The 21,641-nt window shown below is 59.7% G+C and carries 20 protein-coding genes and 1 pseudogene; 10 read left to right on the forward strand and 11 right to left on the reverse strand.

Annotated elements, in window-relative coordinates:
- The first annotated feature begins 4 nt into the window (after window positions 1-4).
- The 3 genes from RCCGE510_RS20620 to RCCGE510_RS20630 are packed head-to-tail and all read left to right on the forward strand — an operon-like array spanning window position 5 to window position 4,394.
- Window positions 5-502 (forward strand): acyltransferase, encoded by a 498-nt coding sequence (locus RCCGE510_RS20620; protein ID WP_007633149.1) that lies wholly within the window; start codon window positions 5-7, stop codon window positions 500-502.
- A gap of 56 nt (window positions 503-558) precedes the next feature.
- Window positions 559-2,580, forward strand: coding sequence for a hypothetical protein (locus RCCGE510_RS34840; RefSeq protein ID WP_157179925.1), 2,022 nt, complete (start codon window positions 559-561; stop codon window positions 2,578-2,580).
- Window positions 2,581-2,591: 11 nt separating this feature from the next.
- Window positions 2,592-4,394 carry a glycosyltransferase family 2 protein gene (locus RCCGE510_RS20630; protein ID WP_007633151.1) on the forward strand — a complete coding sequence of 601 codons (1,803 nt, stop codon included), beginning with the start codon at window positions 2,592-2,594 and terminating at the stop codon, window positions 4,392-4,394.
- A 196-nt stretch (window positions 4,395-4,590) separates the two neighbouring features.
- Here RCCGE510_RS20630 and RCCGE510_RS20635 read toward each other — a convergent pair whose 3' ends face one another.
- On the reverse strand, window positions 4,591-5,502 hold the full coding sequence (locus RCCGE510_RS20635) for a glycosyltransferase family 2 protein (protein WP_007633152.1): 912 nt from the start codon (window positions 5,500-5,502) through the stop codon (window positions 4,591-4,593).
- A gap of 616 nt (window positions 5,503-6,118) precedes the next feature.
- On the opposite strand from RCCGE510_RS20635, the gene rfbC reads away from it, so the two are divergent.
- Genes rfbC through rfbA form a run of 4 tightly spaced genes read left to right on the forward strand, consistent with a single transcriptional unit; the run spans window position 6,119 to window position 9,512 of the window.
- The gene (rfbC, locus tag RCCGE510_RS20640) at window positions 6,119-6,685 is read left to right on the forward strand and encodes a dTDP-4-dehydrorhamnose 3,5-epimerase (protein WP_007633154.1); all 567 of its coding nucleotides are present in this window, start codon (window positions 6,119-6,121) and stop codon (window positions 6,683-6,685) included.
- Between the two features lie 13 nt (window positions 6,686-6,698).
- The gene (gene rfbB / locus RCCGE510_RS20645) at window positions 6,699-7,754 is read left to right on the forward strand and encodes a dTDP-glucose 4,6-dehydratase (protein ID WP_007633155.1); all 1,056 of its coding nucleotides are present in this window, start codon (window positions 6,699-6,701) and stop codon (window positions 7,752-7,754) included.
- 1 nt (window position 7,755) lies between these two features.
- Window positions 7,756-8,649: a dTDP-4-dehydrorhamnose reductase gene (rfbD, locus tag RCCGE510_RS20650; RefSeq protein WP_007633156.1), complete on the forward strand. Its 894-nt coding sequence runs from the start codon at window positions 7,756-7,758 to the stop codon at window positions 8,647-8,649.
- Entirely contained in the window at window positions 8,646-9,512 is an 867-nt protein-coding gene (gene rfbA / locus RCCGE510_RS20655) for a glucose-1-phosphate thymidylyltransferase RfbA (protein ID WP_007633157.1), read from the forward strand. The genes rfbD and rfbA overlap by 4 nt, the downstream gene beginning before the upstream one ends.
- Before the next feature lie 60 nt (window positions 9,513-9,572).
- Here the strand turns inward: rfbA and RCCGE510_RS33625 are convergent.
- The 5 genes and pseudogenes from RCCGE510_RS33625 to RCCGE510_RS20675 all read right to left on the reverse strand — a co-directional run.
- Window positions 9,573-9,793, reverse strand: a pseudogene (locus RCCGE510_RS33625) (anti-sigma factor); the annotation flags it as partial.
- Between the two features lie 124 nt (window positions 9,794-9,917).
- On the reverse strand, window positions 9,918-11,477 hold the full coding sequence (ltrA, locus tag RCCGE510_RS20660) for a group II intron reverse transcriptase/maturase (RefSeq protein WP_240539681.1): 1,560 nt from the start codon (window positions 11,475-11,477) through the stop codon (window positions 9,918-9,920).
- Window positions 11,478-12,107: 630 nt separating this feature from the next.
- Window positions 12,108-12,911 carry a hypothetical protein gene (locus RCCGE510_RS20665; protein ID WP_007633160.1) on the reverse strand — a complete coding sequence of 268 codons (804 nt, stop codon included), beginning with the start codon at window positions 12,909-12,911 and terminating at the stop codon, window positions 12,108-12,110.
- Entirely contained in the window at window positions 12,908-13,513 is a 606-nt protein-coding gene (locus tag RCCGE510_RS20670) for an RNA polymerase sigma factor (protein ID WP_037079350.1), read from the reverse strand. The genes RCCGE510_RS20665 and RCCGE510_RS20670 overlap by 4 nt, the downstream gene beginning before the upstream one ends.
- A 44-nt stretch (window positions 13,514-13,557) precedes the next feature.
- Window positions 13,558-14,094 (reverse strand): tetratricopeptide repeat protein, encoded by a 537-nt coding sequence (locus RCCGE510_RS20675; protein WP_007633175.1) that lies wholly within the window; start codon window positions 14,092-14,094, stop codon window positions 13,558-13,560.
- Between the two features lie 169 nt (window positions 14,095-14,263).
- Here RCCGE510_RS20675 and RCCGE510_RS20680 point away from each other — a divergent pair, with 169 nt between their 5' ends.
- From RCCGE510_RS20680 to RCCGE510_RS20690, 3 genes are all read left to right on the forward strand, one after another.
- On the forward strand, window positions 14,264-15,316 hold the full coding sequence (locus RCCGE510_RS20680; protein ID WP_007633177.1) for a type III polyketide synthase: 1,053 nt from the start codon (window positions 14,264-14,266) through the stop codon (window positions 15,314-15,316).
- A complete protein-coding gene (locus tag RCCGE510_RS20685) occupies window positions 15,313-15,816 on the forward strand; it encodes an isoprenylcysteine carboxylmethyltransferase family protein (protein ID WP_037079354.1) in 504 nt (167 codons plus the stop codon). The genes RCCGE510_RS20680 and RCCGE510_RS20685 overlap by 4 nt, the downstream gene beginning before the upstream one ends.
- A 75-nt stretch (window positions 15,817-15,891) precedes the next feature.
- On the forward strand, window positions 15,892-17,139 hold the full coding sequence (locus RCCGE510_RS20690) for an FAD-binding oxidoreductase (protein WP_007633181.1): 1,248 nt from the start codon (window positions 15,892-15,894) through the stop codon (window positions 17,137-17,139).
- Here RCCGE510_RS20690 and RCCGE510_RS20695 read toward each other — a convergent pair.
- Genes RCCGE510_RS20695 through RCCGE510_RS20715 form a run of 5 tightly spaced genes read right to left on the reverse strand, consistent with a single transcriptional unit; the run spans window position 17,129 to window position 21,567 of the window.
- Window positions 17,129-17,668: a gluconokinase gene (locus RCCGE510_RS20695; protein WP_007633183.1), complete on the reverse strand. Its 540-nt coding sequence runs from the start codon at window positions 17,666-17,668 to the stop codon at window positions 17,129-17,131. The two genes, RCCGE510_RS20690 and RCCGE510_RS20695, sit on opposite strands and share 11 nt — an antisense overlap.
- Before the next feature lie 28 nt (window positions 17,669-17,696).
- Window positions 17,697-18,650: a peptide ABC transporter ATP-binding protein gene (locus RCCGE510_RS20700; protein WP_007633185.1), complete on the reverse strand. Its 954-nt coding sequence runs from the start codon at window positions 18,648-18,650 to the stop codon at window positions 17,697-17,699.
- Entirely contained in the window at window positions 18,647-19,663 is a 1,017-nt protein-coding gene (locus tag RCCGE510_RS20705) for an ABC transporter ATP-binding protein (protein ID WP_007633187.1), read from the reverse strand. Before RCCGE510_RS20705 ends, RCCGE510_RS20700 begins: the two co-directional genes overlap by 4 nt.
- On the reverse strand, window positions 19,663-20,553 hold the full coding sequence (locus RCCGE510_RS20710; protein WP_007633188.1) for an ABC transporter permease subunit: 891 nt from the start codon (window positions 20,551-20,553) through the stop codon (window positions 19,663-19,665). The genes RCCGE510_RS20705 and RCCGE510_RS20710 overlap by 1 nt, the downstream gene beginning before the upstream one ends.
- A 9-nt stretch (window positions 20,554-20,562) precedes the next feature.
- Window positions 20,563-21,567, reverse strand: a complete 1,005-nt coding sequence (locus RCCGE510_RS20715; RefSeq protein WP_007633189.1) for an ABC transporter permease subunit — start codon at window positions 21,565-21,567, stop codon at window positions 20,563-20,565.
- Window positions 21,568-21,641: the final 74 nt, after the last annotated feature.

Raw genomic sequence — 21,641 nt, forward strand, 5'->3', positions numbered from 1 at the left:
CCGCATGTCGCAGAGCTTAATTGTTGATCCAACCGCTCGCATTGACGAGCGCGCTGTCATTGACGCGGGCGGCGGTAGTGTTTCAATAGGGCGTAAGACCACAATCGCCTCTTTCGCGATGATCCTCGCACATGGAGGCGACATTGAGATTGGCGAGTTCTGCAGCGTCAACCCATTCTGCGTATTATACGGTCATGGTGGTCTGCGAATTGGGAACTATGTGCGCATCGCCACACATACCGTGATAATTCCGGCAAACCATGTCTTCGACGACCCCGATACTCCCATAACAAATCAGGGATTGACCAAGCTCGGCATCACGATCGGAGATGATGTTTGGATCGGTGCTGGAGCTCGAATTCTCGACGGTGTGACGATTGGGACCGGTGCGGTTATCGGTGCAGGGGCTGTCGTCACACAGAATGTGCCTGAGCGGGCCATTTTCGCCGGTGTTCCCGCTCGCAAGCTCGGAGAACGTGGCACGAAGCCGTCTACGACTTAGCAAGTTACCCAGTGTAGCATCAACGGCAAGTGAGGCCGCAACCTCGGGGAGTATCCATGTGGCCGAAACGATGGAAAAATGGGGTCGCAGAGAAGACGGTGAATGGTGTATCTCGGCAATTGCGCATCGCTGTTTTAGCGCGTGGTATCGAAAAGGGAAGCGTGCGCGTCCTGCGTCGAGCACTCTGGCCCGCCTCAGTATGGCAGGCGGCTGGTTATCGAGTTGACCTCCTTTTAACTCCACCGTCACGAACCCGGCTGAAGCGCTACGCTGCACTCGTCATGATTGATCCCGCTCGCATCGATGAACTAAATTGCTGCGACGAAGCGGTCGAACTCGGCTTGGCGCTCATTGTCGACGTCAGTATGCCTGAAGGGGCCTCACCTGGCAGCCAGAACCGGTCAAGCGCAATTTCAGCGATCACACGCAATTGCTTGGCGCTGGCAACGATCGTGACAACGAGATCGCACGCAGAGGCTGAAGAGCTCGCGAGTCTTGTACCTACTGACGTTCAGACTCTGGCCCTTGCCGATCCGCCGGAGGATACCGTTCCCCAGGCCCAGTTGTTAAACGCTTTCCGAGGCGATCTGCGCCGCGCGAGGGTGCGCGACCTTCTTTCATCTCTGCCACAGCGCTGGCTGTCGCCGCGAAGTCCTCTCGCAGCCCCATGGCGCATGTTCAATATGGCCCGCTCGATTCCACTCTCGTGGTGGCTGACACGCGTACCCCGCGCGGTGGCAGAACGGCTTGCAGCGCGATTTAGGTCCATTGCAGTTAGTCCATCCCGGATATCTCCTAAGAAGGAACCGAGCCAGACATCGAAAGCAGCGCAACATAGTGTCGCGACTATGCCCACCACAGATGCAAGCCGGGAAATCGCGTCACGCACTGACCGGGCGACGAGTGCTCAGCAATGGGCCGGCATTGTCGAACAGGCCCTGCAGCAGGCTGCTAAGGCCAGTCTGAAAGGGACGCCCCTGCGTGTGAACGTCCTGGTTCTGATGGACCTGATCCAGGATCTCGATGTGATCCTGCCAATTGTGGAGCGCATGCGAACCGACCGACGCTTCGCAGTGACAGTCGCAATTACGGACTGGCTCGACAAGGTTTCTCCACGTGTCTCACGCGAATTGCTCGGCCGCTCCATGGTCCCGCTAGTCATAACAAAGAAGGACGCTATCTCGGGGCTAGAGCCTGATCTTACCAGGGTAAATGCGGTGATCACCGCGTGTGAAACCAACCATCCCGCCCATCGCGTACCCCACGCAGTGGTGCGCCGGGCCAACAATCGCGCCATTTCGACTTACACGCTGCAGCACGGGCTGGAGAATGTCGGGCTGACCTATTTCGAGCCCTACCCCGATCACGACGGCCCCATCGAGATAGCCTCCTCGACCATCCTGACCTGGGGTCCGGTCGAAAAGCTACCCGCAGAGGTAAGCCCGACGATGCGGGCACGCTGTTTCGCCGTCGGGACACCAAAGCCGCCGCAATCTCCACGGGTGGAGCTGCCTCTTCATCGCCAAGCCGGTCCCGTGGTGGCCGTGTTTGAGAACCTGCATTGGGAGCGCTATTCCGATAGCTATCGCGAGGCATTCATCCAAGACCTCCGCCAGGTCGCGGCAGCGCGTCCGGCAATGACATTCCTGTTAAAGCCGCACCACGCTGGCAGGTATCTAGCTAAAAACAGCCACCTGCTGGTGGATGCGCCTGCCAACATCGTTTTGGCCGATCCCACAGTGCCGCCCTGGGAGGCCTATACGGCGAGCGCGATTATCGGCTCTGTCGACGCGGTGATCACAACGCCGTCTACGGTAGCGCTCGATGCCGCCCTTGCGGTTCACCCCGTCGCCGTTGCTGGCTATGGCATGACGTTGCCAGTCTATGAACCGTTGCCAATTTTGACGAGCGCTGGTAGCTGGCTGAGCTTCATCGACGGGGTTGGCGCCGCATCAAGTGATCTGCAGTCTCGTCTCAGAGAATTTCGTATGCGACATGTAATCGAGGGCGATGCTGTTGGCCGTATCCTCGACAGAATCGCTTCAGACGTGGGTCGCACTAGCGAGGGGAAAGGGTGAGGGCAAAAGGCATGATGGAGATTAACGACATGCTAACTCTACCTCAGCGCCTCGCAGCGGCTCTGCGCAGGCGACTAGGCGGTGGCGCGAACATCCCTGTCCATGCACCTGCCATAGGCAAGTTGACATATGCAGACTGGGTGAGCCACTACGCGACAATCGGTCAGCCCGAGCGCCGCCGCCTTATTGTCCTGCAGCAGAAGCTTGCCGAGCACCCACTGATAACAGTCCTAATTGACGCAAACGGCACGACCCCCGAGCACATCGAGCTGAGCCTCCGTTCCATCGGTGAGCAAACCTATAATCTGTGGGAGGTAATCCTCGTCGATCCGCCTGCGGACTTCCAGGCCCGAAAGGACGGAATACCAGCCAAAGTTCTTGCGGCCAAGCGCACCGACAGGGCGGTCTTTGAGGAATTGTTAGAGGCCGTCTCGGGGACGCTCATCGTACCAATGGTGGCAGGTGATCAGTTGTCTCCGGCGGCATTGACGACCTTCGTGCTCGGATTTGCAGAAAGACCTGACACAAAGGCGCTTTATGCTGATGAGGACCGCATCGACTCGGCCGGACGACGCTCCGATCCGTGGTTTAAGGGTGCCTGGAGCCCCGATCTAGTGCTGGCCCAAGCCTATACCCTCAGGTCCTGCGCTCTGAGCCGTGAGACCATTCTGGCTGCAACCTCGCAGACCGCGGATAAATCCTCGTTAACGGACGCAGTCTATGCCACCTGGTTGTGGCTCGCCGCGCAGGACGAGCTCCCGATCCAGCACCTACCATTCGTGCTCTATCATCAAAGGGCCGATGCACCTCGCGCGGAGCCCAACGCATTCGCCGAGGCGGTTCAAGCCTCCCCCTTCGCGCATAGGCACGGTCTTGAAATTCGTAGCAATGACAACGGCGAAGCCGGATGGCGCCACGTCGTCTGGCCAACACCTTCGCCGGCGCCGCGCGTATCACTTTGCGTGCCGACGCGCGACCGTCACCAATTGCTCTCAAATTGCGTCGAGGGCCTACGCCAACACACCGACTGGCCCGATCTTGAGATCCTCATCGTTGACAATGGTAGCGTTGAGGCCGAAACCCATGCTTACCTCAACAGCCTTGCCGATGATCCTCGAGTAAGAGTGTTGCGCGATGACGGCCCGTTCAACTTCTCACGGCTCAATAATTTAGGCGCGGCAGCCTCGACTGGCGCGTTGTTCGGTCTCATCAACAACGACCTCGCGGTCAAGGAGCCCGGCTGGTTGCGCGAAATGGCAAGCCATGCCGTGCGCCGGGATGTTGGTGCGGTCGGAGCACTGCTACACTACGGCAACGATACGGTGCAGCATGCCGGCGTCGTGCTGGGAATTGGCGGTGTAGCCTCCCACATCCATAAAGGCCTGCCTGCTGGACAAGCGGGCTATCATGGCCGGGTGATAGTGGCGCAAGATGTAACATGTGTCACAGCGGCGTGCCTCATTACCCGGCGTGAAGTTTATGAGCGCCTCGGGGGGCTCGATGAACAGCGCTTCCCCGTTGCATATAACGATGTAGACTTCTGCTTGCGTGTTCGCAGCGCCGGGCTTAGGGTTATCTATACTCCACACGCACATCTATATCATTTGGAGTCTGCTTCACGCGGTCGCGACGATGGCGGTACCCGCCGGGCCAGGCTGGAGCTCGACAAGGCGGCTATGCGGGAACGGTGGGGCGCGAAAATCGCCGACGACCCGTTCTACAGTCCGAACCTTTCCGATAAGGCCACAGATTGCCGACCAGCATTCCCTCCGCGCATTGCGCTTCCATGGGCAGAGGGACCGCATTACCCCTGACCCGTCGCTGCCGGCTACGGAGTTTCTCGAGCAGACGACTGCCGTCTGAGTAATGGGCGGTCGATCCGATTGTGGCCGCCGGGAATCGCGTTAACGTTGCATAGCCAATTGGCGTGCCTGAGCCGAATTTCTTATAGTCTACAGATCCGCATCGAGAGGCCCGCTTCCTTCCAAACCGCCGATAGGAGCGCAGCGCCTACAGCCTGTTCAGTAGAGCGAGAACGGGAAGAAATCTGGTTTGGAGCGCGCTTTGGCGCTTTATCCCGGTTCGCTTGAGCACGGACAATCTCTCAAAAGGCCAGCCGCCATGGCGAGCCCGCTGAAAGGCATGGAACGCGGCACGATTTTCGGGAGTAAGGCGATCCTCGAAAGTCTCGATTGCGAGCTCGTGGACAGTGTTCCACGCACGCCACTGCCCCCGGAAGGCCATCCACAATCTGGCGACTTGCATTGAGATGCTGTTATTGGCGCCGACCAGGTTGGCGGCGTGCTGGCGGTATTTCAACACCGGTTCCGAATCGTATCTGACCACCCCGCCGCAGCCTGCCACGACAATATAGAACCACCAGTCATGGGAAATGAGCCGTGTTTTCGGCAATGTGCTGACCACAAGATCCCGTGCCGCCTGGTTGAACATCACGGTGTTGCCTCCACCGATGCTCTGGACCAAGGCGTTGCGAAAACTTGGTTCGAGTTTGAAATCTGGCGACATTCCTGCATGATTGAGTTGTTCGTCGACAATTTCAGTCCGAGCGAAATAAACTCCCGGTGCGCCAGGGTCGATCCGCGAGAGCCAGTCAAACGCACGTTCGAGTTTGTCCTGATACCAAATGTCATCCTGGTCGCAAAACGCATAAGCGTCAGCGTTTTTGAGCTTCGAAAGGTTGTTGAGGAAGTTACCGCAAAAGCCGAGATTGACGGGATTCTGTATCAAGCTGAAACGAGCATCATTTACGGCCAGAGCTGCCAGCATTTCTACGGTACCATCCGTCGAGCCGTCGTCGAAAAACGTGACATGCCAGTCCGTGAGCGTCTGCGCCTCAATGGAGGCAATCTGCTCCCGAAGATGGCACATACCATTATAGGTCGCGCAAAGAATCTCTATCAACCGAACATCTCCGAATTTTCAACGGGCGGCGGCGCGCTCGCTAGCATTGGCACGACCCGCGATGTGACAGCCAGAAGGATCCATAACCTTAGCCACCCCCTCCGATCCAGTTCGCACAACGCGGCTCCTGGCGATTTGTCGATCCGTTGTTTCATCACAACATACCGCAACCCCATGCGGCAAATGCCTGTGTCAGCGTGCGCCATAAAGCATGATCGTCATCTCTGCCAAGCGCCAACTGAAATTCCAAGGATGTCGGGTGTGAATTCTCTTTGGCTGCAGCCGTTATGCCACTCCAATGCGCCTTGCGAGAGGCGCCCGGCACATGGGCCTCCCACGCGTCCCGATTGAAGGCAGCCCGTCATGAGACACCAGATGCTCGACATTAACTGTGCATGAAGGCTTTTTGACCGGCATGGATCCGCAATTTTACGCCAGAAGCCAACACTTTACCTTGGCTTCAATCGTTTGCTCCGACGTTTCACGCATCCGGCGGCAGAACTGGATTCTCATCTTGCCGTCCAGGCCTCGCCAAGGTATGTGCTCAGCAGCACAATTGGCTATATTGGCCGGCGTTCGCGGCTGTCACAATCCAGCGATCGAGCCTAATGCAAGGATGTATGCGTTGAATGTACAACAACTGGAGATCGGGGACGTTAAAAAGATCACTCCCGCCAGGTTCGGTGACTTGAGGGGCTATTTCAGCGAAATCTTCAAGGATTCCTGGTTCCGCAGCAACGTGGCCGACGTATCTTTCGTACAGGAGAATGAGTCCCTTTCAGCACAGCCGGGAACCGTCCGGGGACTACATTTTCAGTTGTCTCCCTTTGCGCAAGGCAAACTTGTGCGCTGTCTCCGTGGCGCACTCCTGGATGTGGCCGTCGATATCAGACATGGCTCTCCGACATATGGGAAGTGGGTCTCCGCAGAACTGTCCCCGGAGAATGGCTCACAACTTTGGGTGCCAGCCGGATTTGCGCATGGGTTCGTAACTTTGCAGCCTGATACGATCATAAGCTACAAAGTCACAACTCCCTACAGCGCGGAGCATGACCGTGGCGTACGGTGGAACGACGCCGAGATCGGGATCGAGTGGCCGCAGATGGATGCCTACGTTCTTTCTGATAAGGACAACAAACAGCCGCGGCTTTCCGAACTCCCCGCATATTTTCAATTTTCGTAAAACGGAGGGCCTCATGCGTGTTCTTGTAACAGGTGGCGCTGGCTTCATCGGTTCGGCATTGGTGCGCTATCTCGTCAGCGAGATCGGCGCCGACGTCCTCAATATCGACAAGCTGACCTATGCCGGCAATCTCGCCTCACTGAAGGCAATCGAGAATGCTCCAAACTACAGGTTTCTCAAAGCCGACATTTGCGACAGAAGCGCTGTCAGCAGCGCTTTCGAGGAGTTTCGCCCCGATTACGTCATGCATCTGGCGGCGGAAAGCCACGTCGACCGCTCGATCACCGGGGCCGCAGATTTTATCGAAACGAATATAAACGGCACCTTCAGCATGCTGGAGGCCGCGCGGCAATATTGGCAAGGTCTTCCGGCGGACGAAAAGGCGGCATTCAAGATGCTGCACGTGTCTACCGACGAGGTCTATGGTTCCCTCGGCGAAGACGGGCTGTTTTCCGAGACGACACCTTACGATCCGTCCTCTCCCTACTCCGCGTCCAAGGCAGCAAGCGATCACCTCGCGACGGCATGGGATAGGACTTACGGCCTGCCTGTGATCATTTCCAACTGTTCGAACAATTACGGTCCTTTTCATTTCCCGGAAAAGCTCGTCCCTCTCATCATATTGAACGCGCTGGAACGGAAGCCGTTGCCCGTCTATGGAAGCGGCTCGAACATCCGCGATTGGCTCTATGTCGACGATCACGCACGAGCGCTCTGGCTGATCGTGCAACGAGGCCGTCCCGGCGAGAAATACAATGTCGGCGGGCGCAATGAGCGGCGAAACATCGAGGTTGTCGAGCGCATCTGCGCGATCATGGACGAAGTCCGACCCGGAACCGCGCCGCATAGCCATCTTATACGCTACGTTACCGATCGGCCGGGCCACGATGCTCGCTACGCTATCGATGCGACCAAGCTCGAGACCGAACTCGGCTGGAAAGCACTGGAGAATTTCGACAGCGGTATCCGCAAAACCGTCGATTGGTATCTGGAAAATGCATGGTGGTGGCAGCCGTTGCGTGAGCGTGTGTATTCCGGCGAACGCCTTGGCGTGTTGAAAAAGGTATGAGATGCGCATCGCGGTAACAGGCAAGAGCGGCCAGGTCACGTCTGCGTTGCAAGCGCTGAACGCCGGAGGTATCGAGGTCATCGCCATCGGAAGGCCCGAGCTGGATTTGCTCAAGCCTTCGATGGTGCGTGAAACCATTGCGAAGCTCAAACCCGACATCGTCGTCTCGTCGGCCGCCTACACTGCCGTTGACAAAGCCGAAAGCGATGAGGCGGCGGCTTTCGCCACCAATCGAGACGGCGCAAGAGCCATCGCTGCCGCAGCTGCCGAGCTATCCCTTCCCGTCATCCATCTCTCTACCGATTATGTGTTCGACGGAGACAAGCCCGAACGCTATGTCGAGAGCGACCCGGTCGGACCGGTATCCGTCTATGGCAGATCGAAGCTCGAGGGCGAATATGCGGTCGCCGCAGCCAATGAAAACCATGTCATCCTGCGGACAGCCTGGGCCTATTCAACGTTTGGCCATAACTTTGTGAAAACCATGCTCAGGCTTGCTGAGACGCGGGAAGAGTTGAGCGTTGTCAGCGATCAACTGGGTTGCCCAACCTCCGCCAACGACATCGCCGAGGCTATCGTCAAAATAGCAGACAGGCTAGCAAAGGATTCCAGCCCGGACTTGCGCGGCGTTTTTCATTTGGCCGGCAGCGGCGAAACGAACTGGGCCGAGTTTGCTCGATATATATTATCCATTCTCGAGGAAAAGACCGGCAGGCGTGTCACTGTCAGGGACATTGCGACCGCCGACTACCCGACAGCCGCGAAACGGCCCGCCAATTCCCGATTATGCTGCGATAAGTTGAAGCGCCTCTATGGCGTTAGCATGCCGGAGTGGCAGGTATCAACGCGAGCTGCTGTGATAAAGCTCTTGGAAGAGCCGAAGGAGGCCGTATGAAAGGTATTGTGCTTGCGGGGGGCAGCGGTACCCGCCTGCACCCGATGACTCATTCGGTCTCGAAGCAGTTGCTTCCGATCTACGACAAGCCGATGATCTACTACCCGCTGACCACCTTGATGCTGGCCGGCATCAGGGAGGTTCTGATCATCTCCACCCCGCACGATATGCCGCTTTTCCAGCGGTTGCTGGGTGATGGCAGCGATTGGGGTATGTCTCTGAGCTATGCTGTCCAGCCGAGCCCCGATGGACTGGCCCAAGCCTATATTATCGGTGCAGACTTCGTGGCGGGCGGACCATCCTGTCTTATCCTCGGAGACAATATCTACTTCGGACACGGCCTTCCGGAACTCCTCGAAGAGGGTGTGTCCAAGGATGACGGTGCGACGGTATTTGCCTATCACGTGCACGATCCTGAACGTTACGGCGTCGTCGAATTCGGCAGCGATATGACTGCAATTTCGATTGAAGAAAAGCCGGCGAAGCCGAAATCGCACTGGGCTGTTACCGGCCTTTATTTTTACGATGCCGACGTCGTTGATATCGCAGCCAATCTAAAGCCATCGGCGCGCGGCGAATACGAGATCACCGATGTCAACAAGACATATCTGGAGCGGGGGAAGCTGCGGGTCTCGATGATGGGGCGGGGATATGCCTGGCTCGATACAGGCACGCCCGAAAGCCTGCTCGAGGCCGGCGAGTTCGTTCGCACGCTTGAAAAACGGCAGGGCTTCAAAATCGCTTGCCCGGAGGAAATTGCGCTGGCCAAAGGTTTCATCACGAAGGAGCACTTCGCCCAGATTGCCGCCAAAGCGGGCAAAGGCGATTACGGCCAATACTTGCGTGGCCTGATGATTGAATAGCGACGACGATCGCTGAAGCTAATCAGCCGTACACGAAGGCAACGAAAGCCAGAGCAGCGGTCAGACTGTCACCCTCTCCCGTACCTCGTCGGCAATCGCCGTCATCCGATCCGCCGCCGCATGCCCGATCAGCATGAAGGCATGCGTCGCGTTCGACCAGTAGACGACATTCATGCCCTTGCTGTTTTCGAGGTCGCCTTGGGGCCTGCATTTGATTTGACGATGCAGAGTGCTATCGGGCCGGTTTCCGGGTCGAGGCAAGCGATCTGATCGCGACCGTCAGCACAATCACTTACATATTCATAGAAAAACCGTTTTTCATCGAGTGGGGGCACCACCTCACGGTGGCACCCCCCTCTAAGAACCGTGCAAGCGAGTTTCCCCACACACGGCTCAAGCATCTGGCTACGCAGTAATGCGACTTCGGAGGTGCTTCTCCTTGCGACGCAGCTCCCAGTATACCCTGAGGTCTGGGTCGAAGGGGGAGGCTCGACCTTTCACTTTTACCCAGCGGAGAATCTTGAAGAAGTCGTGCTTGAGCAGCCCGCGTTTTCCGTCATTAAGCTGCCATTGGCGGGAACCAACACCATTTTTGAAATAGTGCCGTGCCACCCACTTGTGCGGCTTTTGAGGGTGTCGGCGCTTGGCCCATTTATAGATCATGGGCCATAGAGCGTTGTCGACTGTTGCAAACGTGCGTTTGGCGACGACGTAGCGATAGTAAAGAGACCAACCCCGTATAACGAGGTTGAGGTTCGTGACCATCGATACTGTCCGGAGCTGCCGATTGCTTCTCAGGTAGGTGGAAATCTGTCTCAGATGATCCGAGACCTTTTCCTTCTGAGGTTTCACTAGCACCTTGCCGGACATCGTTCTGATGTTGAAGCCGAGGAAATTAAAGCCCTCGCTGATATGGACCAGCTTGGTCTTCGCTTCGCTCAGTTCCAGTCCTCTTTTGGCTAGAAATTCCCCCAGCTTTGGGAGGACGTACTGTTCCGCTACTTCCTGCGAAGGGCAAAACACGACAAAGTCGTCGGCGTATCGGATGAGATTAATACCGCGATTGGGACCACTTCGCTTTCTGGGAGGTTTTGGTTTACCGCTAGGGTATTCAGCCCCGAAGAGCCGTTCCATCCCGTTGAGCGCAATGTTTGCCAGCAAGGGAGAGATGATCCCTCCTTGCGGCGTTCCCGATTCGCTGTCCTTTCTCGCCCCGAGTTCCACCACCCCGGCTTTGAGCCACCGGAGAACGATGTCATGGAAGTGTTCAGGGAGGAGCTCTATCAGTGCATCGTGATCGATCATGTCGAAGCACGCACTGATGTCGGCATCCAACACCCACTGACTTGCGCCAGTTTTATTTGCGGCTAGCCAGATAGCTTTGACCGCATCATGGGCCGACCGTCCCCGCCTGAAACCATATGAGTTCGCCTCGAAACGGCTCTCCCATTCTGGTTCCAGAGCGAATTTGACAATCGCCTGCATCACCCGGTCCTTCACCGTTGGTATTCCGAGCGGCCGTAGCTTGCCGTTGCTTTTGGGTATGTAGACCCGTCGCACCGGTGAGGCTCGGTACCCGTCGAAACTCAGACCGTTCTTCAAGAGGTCCATGCGCTCGGCATCTGTGGAACAGACGTAGCCATCCACACCTGCGGTGTGTTTACCCGAGTTGTGTTGCGTGACCTGACGGACCGCCGCAGCTTTCACATGGAAGGATCGCATCATGAGCTTTTGGAGGTTTTTGACCTTCGCGTGCTCACTGTTCTTTGCAGCCCGGAAGATACGCTCTTGCATCCGGCGTACTTCCATATCAACACTGGCCCAATTGATCTGGTTCCAAGTGTTAATAGGTCGTCGGGCTATCCGTTCGGCATTGCCGTCTAACGTCTTAGTCCGTTCTGCCATCGCGTTAGTTTTGCTTCCGTTGACACCAGTCAGAAGTCTGCGTCCTTTGGGACCGGCCACTTCCCGCAAGGGGACCTATCCTCCCTATTAATAGGAGGCATTCGCTTTCTCTGACATCTTTTACCCCCTAGGCCATCCCCCTTCCTTGCGGTCGGGCTACCGCTTGCGCGGGGTCCGTGGGGCTTACCCGGTTCCTCTCTCTCCAGAACACGACGAGGTTAGGTGCCACCCGTAGTCCGGTGGGGGCTACAAGTGCTGGGCAGAAGCTACTCACCTACTACCCTTGCCCCACATACCTTTTGGTCACGGCCTATCAGCCTTATTTGGCCGTTTCGACATGACGGACCTTACGGTAGTTCACTATATGTTCACCATACCCGCCTTCCCTGAGACTGTGGCCAGTCTAGGCTACCAGCCAACCGTCCGGTGTCACCGGGTCTTAGTACGTTGGATTACTCCATCGCACCCCCGGATAGGGACATCTGAGCACTGCAGAGTCTCCGACGGCAGAGGCCGCGGAGCACTAGAAAAAGAGGCCTTCTCCATCTAAAATTATCGAAATTCAATAACTTATCGACAGATCCGGTCGAACGAGTAGTCCGTCGCGGTTCGTTCTCAAAGGTAACGTTGGGTCCGACGATCACTAAGGCGACCTCAAGACCGTAACGCTCTGCGGCGGTTTGATCAAGGTCAGGCCGTCACCCTCCCCCGCACCTCGTCGGCAATCGCCGTCATCCTGTCCGCCGCTGCATGGCCGATCAGCATGAAGGCGTGCGTCGCGTTCGACCAGTAGATGACATTCATGCCCTTGCGGCTTTCCAAATCCGGTGCCTTGGCGCCTGCCTCTGATCTGACGACGCAGAGCGCCATCGGGCCGGTTTCGGGGTCGAGGTAGGCGATCTGGGCGAGCGGTTTGCCGTCATATTGCAGCAGCAAAGCGCGGCTGAAATCGATGCCCGGAAGCGAGACGGCTTCGGGGGAGAGCGATAGGCCGAGCTTTTCGTCGAGTGAGCCGAGCTGGGCGGCCTGGACGTCTCTGGCGGGAACGGGGCCGGCCAGCGTTTCCGGCGTATAGAGGGAGATATAGTCGGCGACCACGGCGCGCCATTCGCTGTTTTCGTCCCTTGCCGAAAAGCCTCTGCCGATGCCGATAAAAGCGCGGTCGATGGCGATGCCGGCAATGAGCGAGGCGGTAAGTGCGCCGAGGAAGCGGCGACGGCTGGCGAATGTGGGTGTGGAGCCGGATTTTGTGCTGTTAGCCGCGGGGATGGCGGCGAGCACCGTCTCCAGCTTCTGGCGTGGGGCTTCGGCGAGCAGCGGGGCGAAGGCCTGCTCGAAGGGCAGGCTGGCGCGCGACAGGAATTCCAGCCGCTCGGCGACGCTCTCGTCTTCCTTCACCATGGTCTCGATGCGCGCGGCCTCTTCGGCCGTCAGTTCGCCGTCGATGAAGGCGGTCAGCTCCTCGTCGGAGGGAATGATTTGCTTGGTGTTCATTGCCGTCCCCCTTCCAGGCCATCGCCGGAGAGCTTGGCGCGGGCAGCCGCCAGCCGGCTCATCACGGTTCCGATCGGAATATCCAGTATGCTTGCCACCTCGCGATAGGAAAGCCCTTCCACATAGGCGAGGAAAACCACCGTTCTCTGTGCTTCGGGCAGCGCATTCACCCGTTTCAGCACCTGACCCGCCATCACCTGCGTTTCGGTGGCATGCGCGCCGTCGAAGGTCAGCGTCTCCCGGGCATCGACGAAACCCTGGCCCTGGCGTACCCGGCGGGAACGGATCTCGTTCAGCCAGATCGAGTGCAGGATCGAAAACAGCCAGCGATCGAGCCGGGTGCCGGCTATGAACTGATCGGCGCGCTCCAGGGCGCGAACGCAGGTCGCCTGCACCAGGTCGTCGGCGACATCACGCTGATGCGAGAGAACAAGACCATAACGCCAGAGCCTTGCCAGATTTTCCGTCAGGCCGCTCCTGATATCCGCTTCGCTGGCGATGGCCGCCTCCGCCGATCCTGCATTTTTCGAAACCGCCGGACGAACCGGCGATTCCATTCTCGCGCGACTATAGGCAGGAAATGCGGTACGCGCGACAGACATTCGGCTCGCCTTTCTTGGTTCCGTTTCCCGCCGGTGCCGGCCAATCAGATCTTCGTCGGGTCGATGATGGCGGCGTTCAGATCCTGATATTCCTCACAAGCGGTGCCGCAGATCGTCTTGATGGTGTTCAACTGATCCTTGGCGAGGTCGAGCTGACCCTTGATGACATAGGCTTCGCCGAGATATTCGCGGACCTTGGCGTATTGCGGGTCCATCTTCACCGACTTGAGGTAATAGGAGATGCCCTCGTCGGTGCGGCCGAGTTTGCGGGTGGCATAACCGCGATAGTTCAGCGCCTCGGCCGTATTCTGGTCCTTGACCGTGTCGAGCATGGCAAGCGCCTCCTCATAGCGGCCGGTCTTGGCCAGCGAATAGGCGTAGTCGGTGCGGTTCTCGTCCGAAACGTTGGCGCTCTGCTGCTTGACGCATTTTTTGGTCTTCTGGTCGTAGATCTCACCCTTCTTGCAGGTCGGCATCGTGCTGCTGTCATTGCCGGCTGCCAAGACCGGGCCGGAGAAAACGGAAGCGGCAAGGCAGCCGCCGAGAATGACGGAAGCAATACGGACTGTCATGATCGTCATGGGAAAACTCCTCGAAAGTGACGTTGCGAGGAGAAAACACCGCTGCCCCGCGCTTTATTCGGCGGCCTCCCTATTTTCTCCATCACGGCTTCGTGAAGCCACCGAGGCCGAATAGATCGTCGAAACCGGGTGTTCTCAGCGTTACGCCGGGAACGACAAGGAGAATTTAGTGACCGATACCGTAAAACTCGTCAGCCTCGCCGTCGCCGCACCCGAACATGTCATTTTCCAGAAAGAGGCGGTCGAAGCCTCCGGCCGGCTGTTTGCCGACCGTTTCGAGGATTTCCGCCATCTTGCCCGCGTCTTCGACAGCGCCGGCATTCAAAAGCGCCATGCGGCACGTCCGCTTGCCTGGTTCGACGAGCCGCATGGCTGGCAGGACCGGATGCAGGCCTATGCGGAGGTAGCGGGCGGACTTTTCGTCGAGGCCGCCACCTCTGCCCTTCGTCAGGCAGGGCTTGATGCCGGTGATGTCGACTGTGTGGTGACTGTCTCCTCCACCGGCTTTACGACGCCGAGCCTCGATGCGCAGATGGCCCGCCGGATGGGCTTCAGAGCCGATATCGAGCGCGTGCCGGTGTTCGGGCTCGGCTGTGCTGCCGGGGTGTCGGGCTTTGCGATCGCCGCGCGGCTGGCGCGAGGCCGGCCGGGCGCCGTCGTGCTTTTCGTCTCGATCGAGCTCTGCACGCTCGCCTTCCGGCTGGACGAGCTGACGCGGCCGAATATCATCGCGACAGCGCTGTTCGGCGACGGTGCTGCCGCCTGCGTGCTCCGGTCAGGCGGAGGCGGGCTGGCGGAAGTGGAATCGACCGGCGAACACCTCTTCCCCGATACGCTCGACATCATGGGCTGGAAGATCGACGACGGTGGCTTCGGCATCGTGCTGGCGCAATCGCTGCCACCCTTCGCCGAGCGCGAGCTTGGCCCGGCGGTGACCGCCATTCTGGCGCGAAACGGGCTTAAGCCTGCAGATATCGACCGTTTCATCTGCCATCCCGGCGGAACGAAAGTGCTGGCGGCGATGGAGAGCGCGCTTTCGCTGGCGCCGGGCTCGCTCGATCACGAGCGTGCGGTGCTTGCCGACTACGGCAACATGTCGTCGCCGACCATCCTGTTCGTGCTGGAACGGGCGATCCGTGCCGGGTTGCCGGCGCGCGCGGCGATGATTGCCATGGGGCCAGGCTTTTCGGCCAGCTGCGTGACGCTGAGGAGGACGGCATGATGTGGCCGTCGATCGCGCTGCTTACCTTCGTAACGGCGCAGCGGCTGGCGGAACTGGCGCTCGCCCGGCGCAACACTGCTGCCCTCATCGCCAGAGGCGCCAGAGAGGTTGCGGCGGAGCACTATCCCGTCATGGTGGCGCTGCATGCCGGCTGGATCATCGGGCTCTGGCTGCTTGCGCCAGGCAGGCCGGTCGAACCCTTCTGGTTTGCCGTGTTCATGGGGCTGCAGGCGCTGCGGCTCTGGGTGCTGGCAACGCTGAGGGGCCGCTGGACGACGCGCATTATCGTCCTGCCCGGCGCGCCGCTCGTGACATCGGGCCCCTATCGCTTCTTCCAGCATCCGAACTACGCGATCGTTGTCGGCGAGATCGCCGCCCTTCCGCTGGCCTTCGGACTGCCGTTTTACGCGATCGGCTTTTCGCTTCTCAACGCGTTGGTCCTCTATATCCGGGTGAAGGCTGAAAATGCCGCACTGAAAGACGCAATGATTTTGAAATGAATGCGATTTTTCGTTTGCGCGGCGGTATCCGCACGGGCATTTTCACCTCGATAGACAAAGCGGAATGCAGGGGTAATGACGAAGAACGCAATCGTGCTCGGCGCCGGCATCGTCGGGGTGTCGGCGGCCATCCATCTCCAGCGGCGCGGCCGGCAGGTGACGCTGATCGACCGCAAGGATCCGGGCAGCGAAACCTCCTTCGGCAATGCCGGCCTGATCCAGCGCGAAGGCGTCATGCCTTACGGCTTTCCTCAGCAGCTCGGGCTTCTCATGCGTTATGCCGCAAATAACCGCATCGACGCGCATTATCACTTGCGCACGCTGCCGAGCCAGTTCGGCTTTCTCGCCCGCTACTGGTGGAATTCCAATGCGCGGCGCCACGCGGTCATCACCCGGGCCTACGCGCCGCTGATCGAAAATTCGATTGCCGAACACAAGGACCTGATCGAGGCGGCGCAGGCCGAAACGCTGATCCGTAGAGATGGCTGGATAAAGATTTTCCGGACTGGGGCCAAGCGTGACCAGGCGTTTGCAGAGGCCGCACTGTGGCAGAATGAATTCGGGGTGGAGTATGACAGCCTGACTTCGGCCGATATCGCCCGCATGGAACCGGATATATCAGCCGATTTCGCCGGCGGCATCCGCTGGCGCGATCCTTGGTCGGTGCTCGATCCGCATGCGCTGACATCGGCCTATCGCCGCTATTTCGAAAGCCTCGGCGGCCGGTTCGTCACAGGCGACGCCGCCTCGCTCGGCCCGTTCGGTTCCGGCTGGAAGATCATGACGGGGGAAGGCGCACTCGAAGCCGACGATGCGGTTCTGGCGCTCGGCCCCTGGGCGGCGGTTGCGACACGCCGGCTCGGCTATTCCTTGCCCCTCGGCGTCAAGCGTGGCTATCACATGCATTATGCCGCCAAGGGCGATGCCGTGCTCAACAACTGGATGCTCGATGCCGAACGCGGCTATCTCATGGCGCCGATGCGGCGCGGCATCCGCCTGACGACAGGCGCGGAGTTCGCAACGCTCGATGCTCCGAAGACGCCGGTCCAGCTCGACCGGGCCGAGGCCGTGGCGCGCACGATTTTCCCGCTCGGAGAGAGGCTCGATCCCGAACCCTGGATGGGCGCCCGGCCCTGCACGCCGGATATGATGCCTGTTATCGGCAAGGCGCCGCGCCATCAGGGCCTGTGGTTCGCCTTCGGCCATGCCCATCACGGGCTGACGCTCGGGCCGGTGACCGGCCGCGTGCTTGCCGAACTCATCACCGGCGAAACGCCGTTCATCGATATCGCCGCCTATTCGCCGCAGCGTTTCAATCCGTGACGCCGAGGGAGGCAAGGTCCTTCAGCGCCGTGACTGCGATGCCGTCGATCGTGTCGTCGATATCAACGGTGACGACACCGGGCTCGCCTGTCGGCGCCTCGAGTGTCGCCAGCTGGCTTTCGAGCAGCGACACCGGCATGAAATGGCCCTTGCGCTCGCCCATCCGTTTCGTCAGCAATTCCCTGGAGCCTTCGAGATAGACGAAGAACAGGTTGCCGCCGGCCGCAGCTCGCAGCCTGTCGCGATAGATGCGTTTCAGCGCCGAGCAGGAGACGATGATGCCCTCGCCTTTCGCAAGCGAGGCCTTCATGTCTTCGCCGATGCGGTCGAGCCAGGGCATCCGGTCCTCATCGGTCAGCGGAATGCCCTTCGACATCTTCTCGACATTGGCGGCGGGATGCAGCGCATCGCCTTCGACGAAGGCCAGGTGCAGAGCCTCAGCGAGCTTTTCGCCGACGGAGGATTTGCCGCAGCCGCTGACCCCCATGACGATGATCGCATGCGGCTCGTTCATCTGCTCACCCTGCATGCTTTCTCCTGGATATTGGCTTTGCCGCTCAATCGAGCGGAAAGTGACAGGCATATTGTTGCGCACCCTCTCCGCTTAATTCGGGAGAGACCTGGCGACAATGCTCCTGCGCCTTCCAGCAGCGCGGATTGAAGTGGCAGCCCGACGGCGGCTTCAGCGGCGAAGGCAGTTCACCCTGCAGGCGGATGCGGTTCTTGGCGCGGTCGGGATCGGCGATCGGCGTCGCCGACAGCAAGGCTGCCGTATAGGGATGGCGCGGCCGGGCGAAGACCTCGGCGGCGGGACCGGTTTCCACCGGCCGGCCGAGATACATCACCATCACCTCGTCGGCGATATGATGAACGACGGACAGGCCATGCGAAATGAACAGATAGGCAAGTCCCATCTCCTTCTGCAGATCCATCAACAGGTTCAGCACCTGCGCCTGGATCGAGAGGTCAAGCGCCGAAACCGGTTCGTCGAGCACCAGCACCTTCGGCCGCAGCATCAAAGCGCGGGCAATGGCGATGCGCTGGCGCTGGCCGCCGGAGAACATATGGGGATAGCGGCCGTGATGCTCCGGACGCAAGCCGACGCGGGCCATCATCTCCTCCACCTTGCGGCGGCGGGCGGCGGCGTTGAGATCGGTGTTGATCTTCAGCGGTTCTTCGAGGATCGAGCCGACCTTCTGGCGCGGGTTGAGCGAGCCGTAGGGATTCTGGAAAACGATCTGCACCTGGCTGCGCAGGCTGCGGTCGCCGACATGGGCGGGCTTGCCGTCGATCAGCAATTCGCCGGACGTCGGGTTCTCGATCATGGTGACCAGGCGAGCGAGCGTCGACTTGCCGCAGCCGGATTCACCGACGACGGCGAGCGTCTTGCCAGAATGGAGGCTGAAGCTGACGCCGTTCAGCGCCCTGACGGTGGCATCGGCTTTGAAGAGCCCGCGATTGACGGTGTAGAAGCGGGCGAGATCCCTGCCCTCGAGAACGGCGCCCGTCATACGAGATCTCCTGCAGTTTCAACGGCCATAATGCCGGGATGGCCGAGCGGCTTGCCGTCCTTCAAAGGATAGTTGCACAGCGCCAGCCCAAGCTCCGGCCCCTGACGGACGACACCGCGATCGCATTCGACCGTGGCGTAGCCGCAGCGCGGGGCGAAAAGACAGCCTGTCGGGCGACCGTGCTGGCCGGGAACGACACCGGCGATCGAGGGAAGACGCTGGCCAACTTCGGCGCGTTCCGGCAGGGCGGCCAGCAGGGCCGCGGTATAGGGATGGTGCGGATCGCGAAACAGCGCCTTCACCGGCTGCTCCTCGACTTTCTGCCCGGCATATTGCACCTGCACACGCTCGGCGGTTTCGGCAACGACACCCATGTCGTGGGTGATCAGCACCAGCGCCATGCCCTGCTCTTTCTGCAGGCGAACGAGCAGATCGAGGATCTGCGCCTGGATCGTCACGTCGAGCGCGGTCGTCGGCTCGTCGGCGATCAGCAGCTTCGGATTGCAGGCGAGCGCCATGGCGATCATGACGCGCTGGCTCATACCGCCCGACATCTGATGCGGGAAGTTCGCCAGCCGGTCTTCCGGCGCCGGAATGCCGACGAGGTTCAGGAGTTCGATCGAGCGTTCGCGGCGCTCCTTGCGGTTGAGGCCCATGTGAACACGCAGGGTCTCGCCGAGCTGGAAGCCGACCGTGAAGCACGGATTGAGGCTCGACATCGGCTCCTGGAAGATCATCGCCATGTCCTTGCCGACGATCCTGCGGCGCTGGCGGCCGGAAATACCGCGCAGATCCTGGCCGTCGAACTGCATGCGGTCGGCGGTGATCTTCGCCGTCCAGGGCAGAAGCCCCATCAGCGCCAGCATGGCGACGGATTTGCCCGAGCCGGATTCACCGACGACCGACAGGATTTCGCCCTTGTCGCAGGCAAGCGAGACGCGGTCGACAGCGCGGAAAAGACCGGAGGATGTCTGGAATTCGACGGTCAGATTTTCAATCTCGAGGAGTGGCATCATGACCTCTTCAGCTTGGGGTCAAGCGCATCGCGCAGGCCGTCCCCCATCAGATTGATGGCGAGAACGGTGATGAGGATGGCAAGACCCGGGAAAGTTACCACCCACCAGGCGCGCGAGATGAACTCACGGGATTCGGCTAGCATGGTTCCCCATTCGGGTGTCGGCGGCTGGGCGCCCATGCCGAGAAAGCCGAGAGCGGCAGCATCGAGGATCGCCGCCGAGAAGGCGAGCGTCGCCTGAACGATCAGCGGCCCGAGACAGTTCGGCAGGATGGTCTTGAACATCAATCGGAAGGTGCCGGCACCGGCAACACGCGAGGCGATGACATATTCCTTCTCGCGCTCCGATATGACCGAGGCGCGCGTCAGCCGCACGAAGTGCGGTTGGTTGACCAGGGAAATCGCGATCATCGCATTGGTAAGGCCAGGCCCGAGCACGGCGACCAGCACGAGGGCGAGCAGCAGCGACGGGAAGGCCAGGATGATATCCATCAGGCGCATGATCGCCGTATCGACCTTGCCGCGGAAATATCCGGCGACGAGGCCGATCAGCACGCCTGAGATGACCGAAAGCGCGACGACGACCACGCCGATGAAGAGCGAGAAGCGCGCGCCGTAGATCAGTCGTGAGAGAATATCGCGGCCGACGGCATCCGTTCCGAGCGGGAACGAGATGCTGCCGCCTTCCATCCAGGATGGCACGGCCAGCAGCACCTGGCGGTTCTGCTCGTTGGGTTCATGCGGCGCAAACAGCGGCGCGAAGACCGCGACGACCAGGATGATGGTGAAAACCACGAGGCCGATGACGGCGCCCTTGTTGCGGGAGAAATAGTGCCAGAATTCCGCGAGAGCGGATGGCTGGCCGGTTTTGACGGTGACCGTGCTCATGGACCGCTCCTAATGACGAATGCGCGGATTGATGAAGCCGTAGAGGACATCAACAATCAGATTGACCATCATGATGACGCCGGCGATCAGCAAAAGACCGCCCTGGACCACGGCATAATCGCGCTTGAAGACTGAATCGACCATCCATTTGCCGATGCCCGGCCAGGAGAAGATCGTCTCGGTGAGGATGGCGCCGGCAAGGAGAACGCCGATCTGCAGACCGATGGTGGTGATGACGGGGATCATCGCATTGCGCAGCGCATGCACGCCGACGACGCGCAGCGGCTTCAGGCCCTTCGAACGCGCGGTGCGGACATAATCCTCACCCAGAACCTCGAGCATCGCCGAGCGCGTCTGGCGGGCGATGACGGCAAGCGGGATGGTCGCCAGCACGATGGTCGGCAGAATGAGATAGCTAACGGCGGAAGAAAACGCCCCCTTTTGGCCGGACAGCAGGCTGTCGATCAGCATGAAGCCGGTGACCGGCTTGAAGAAATACATCAGCGAGATGCGGCCGGAAACAGGCGTCCAGCCGAGATAACCGGAGAAGAAAATGATCAGCAGCAGGCCCCACCAGAAAATCGGCATGGAATAACCGATCAGGGCAACACCCATCACGCTTTGATCGAACCAGGTGCCTCGCTTGACGGCGGCAAAGATGCCGGCGGGCACGCCAAGACAGACGGCGAGGATGATGGCGCAGAGCGAAAGTTCCAGCGTCGCCGGAAACAGCGTCAGGAACTCGCCGAGAACGGGCCGCTTGGTGACGATCGAAGTACCGAGATCGCCATGCAGCAGTTTTCCGAGATAATCGAAATACTGCACATACACAGGCCGGTCGAAGCCGAGATCATGCATGATCTGGGCATGACGCTCCGGCGCCATGACGCGTTCACCCGACAGAAGCATGACGGGATCGCCGGGAAGCATGCGGATGAAGGAGAAGGCAATCAGGGAAACGCCGAGGAATGTCGGGATCAGCACCGCAAAGCGGCCGATGAAAAAACGCAACATGGCAGATGTCCAATAGTTTCCGGCGGTCAGGAGCTCCTGACCGCCGGCTGCGCCCAGCTCTGCCGGGCATTCTT

The sequence above is a fragment of the Rhizobium sp. CCGE 510 genome (genome assembly GCF_000292525.1).
In the GTDB taxonomy this organism is placed as follows: Bacteria; Pseudomonadota; Alphaproteobacteria; order Rhizobiales; family Rhizobiaceae; genus Rhizobium.

Bases quoted from the DNA above. Each gene is read 5' to 3' on its own strand.
- RCCGE510_RS20620 (WP_007633149.1), top strand. From the start codon at position 5: ATGTCGCAGAGCTTAATTGTTGATCCAACCGCTCGCATTGACGAGCGC.
- RCCGE510_RS34840 (WP_157179925.1), top strand. From the start codon at position 559: ATGTGGCCGAAACGATGGAAAAATGGGGTCGCAGAGAAGACGGTGAAT.
- RCCGE510_RS20630 (WP_007633151.1), top strand. From the start codon at position 2,592: ATGATGGAGATTAACGACATGCTAACTCTACCTCAGCGCCTCGCAGCG.
- rfbC (WP_007633154.1), top strand. From the start codon at position 6,119: ATGTATGCGTTGAATGTACAACAACTGGAGATCGGGGACGTTAAAAAG.
- rfbB (WP_007633155.1), top strand. From the start codon at position 6,699: ATGCGTGTTCTTGTAACAGGTGGCGCTGGCTTCATCGGTTCGGCATTG.
- rfbD (WP_007633156.1), top strand. From the start codon at position 7,756: ATGCGCATCGCGGTAACAGGCAAGAGCGGCCAGGTCACGTCTGCGTTG.
- rfbA (WP_007633157.1), top strand. From the start codon at position 8,646: ATGAAAGGTATTGTGCTTGCGGGGGGCAGCGGTACCCGCCTGCACCCG.
- RCCGE510_RS20665 (WP_007633160.1), bottom strand. From the start codon at position 12,911: ATGAACACCAAGCAAATCATTCCCTCCGACGAGGAGCTGACCGCCTTC.
- RCCGE510_RS20670 (WP_037079350.1), bottom strand. From the start codon at position 13,513: ATGTCTGTCGCGCGTACCGCATTTCCTGCCTATAGTCGCGCGAGAATG.
- RCCGE510_RS20675 (WP_007633175.1), bottom strand. From the start codon at position 14,094: ATGACGATCATGACAGTCCGTATTGCTTCCGTCATTCTCGGCGGCTGC.
- RCCGE510_RS20685 (WP_037079354.1), top strand. From the start codon at position 15,313: ATGATGTGGCCGTCGATCGCGCTGCTTACCTTCGTAACGGCGCAGCGG.
- RCCGE510_RS20690 (WP_007633181.1), top strand. From the start codon at position 15,892: ATGACGAAGAACGCAATCGTGCTCGGCGCCGGCATCGTCGGGGTGTCG.
- RCCGE510_RS20695 (WP_007633183.1), bottom strand. From the start codon at position 17,668: ATGCAGGGTGAGCAGATGAACGAGCCGCATGCGATCATCGTCATGGGG.
- RCCGE510_RS20700 (WP_007633185.1), bottom strand. From the start codon at position 18,650: ATGACGGGCGCCGTTCTCGAGGGCAGGGATCTCGCCCGCTTCTACACC.
- RCCGE510_RS20705 (WP_007633187.1), bottom strand. From the start codon at position 19,663: ATGCCACTCCTCGAGATTGAAAATCTGACCGTCGAATTCCAGACATCC.
- RCCGE510_RS20710 (WP_007633188.1), bottom strand. From the start codon at position 20,553: ATGAGCACGGTCACCGTCAAAACCGGCCAGCCATCCGCTCTCGCGGAA.
- RCCGE510_RS20715 (WP_007633189.1), bottom strand. From the start codon at position 21,567: ATGTTGCGTTTTTTCATCGGCCGCTTTGCGGTGCTGATCCCGACATTC.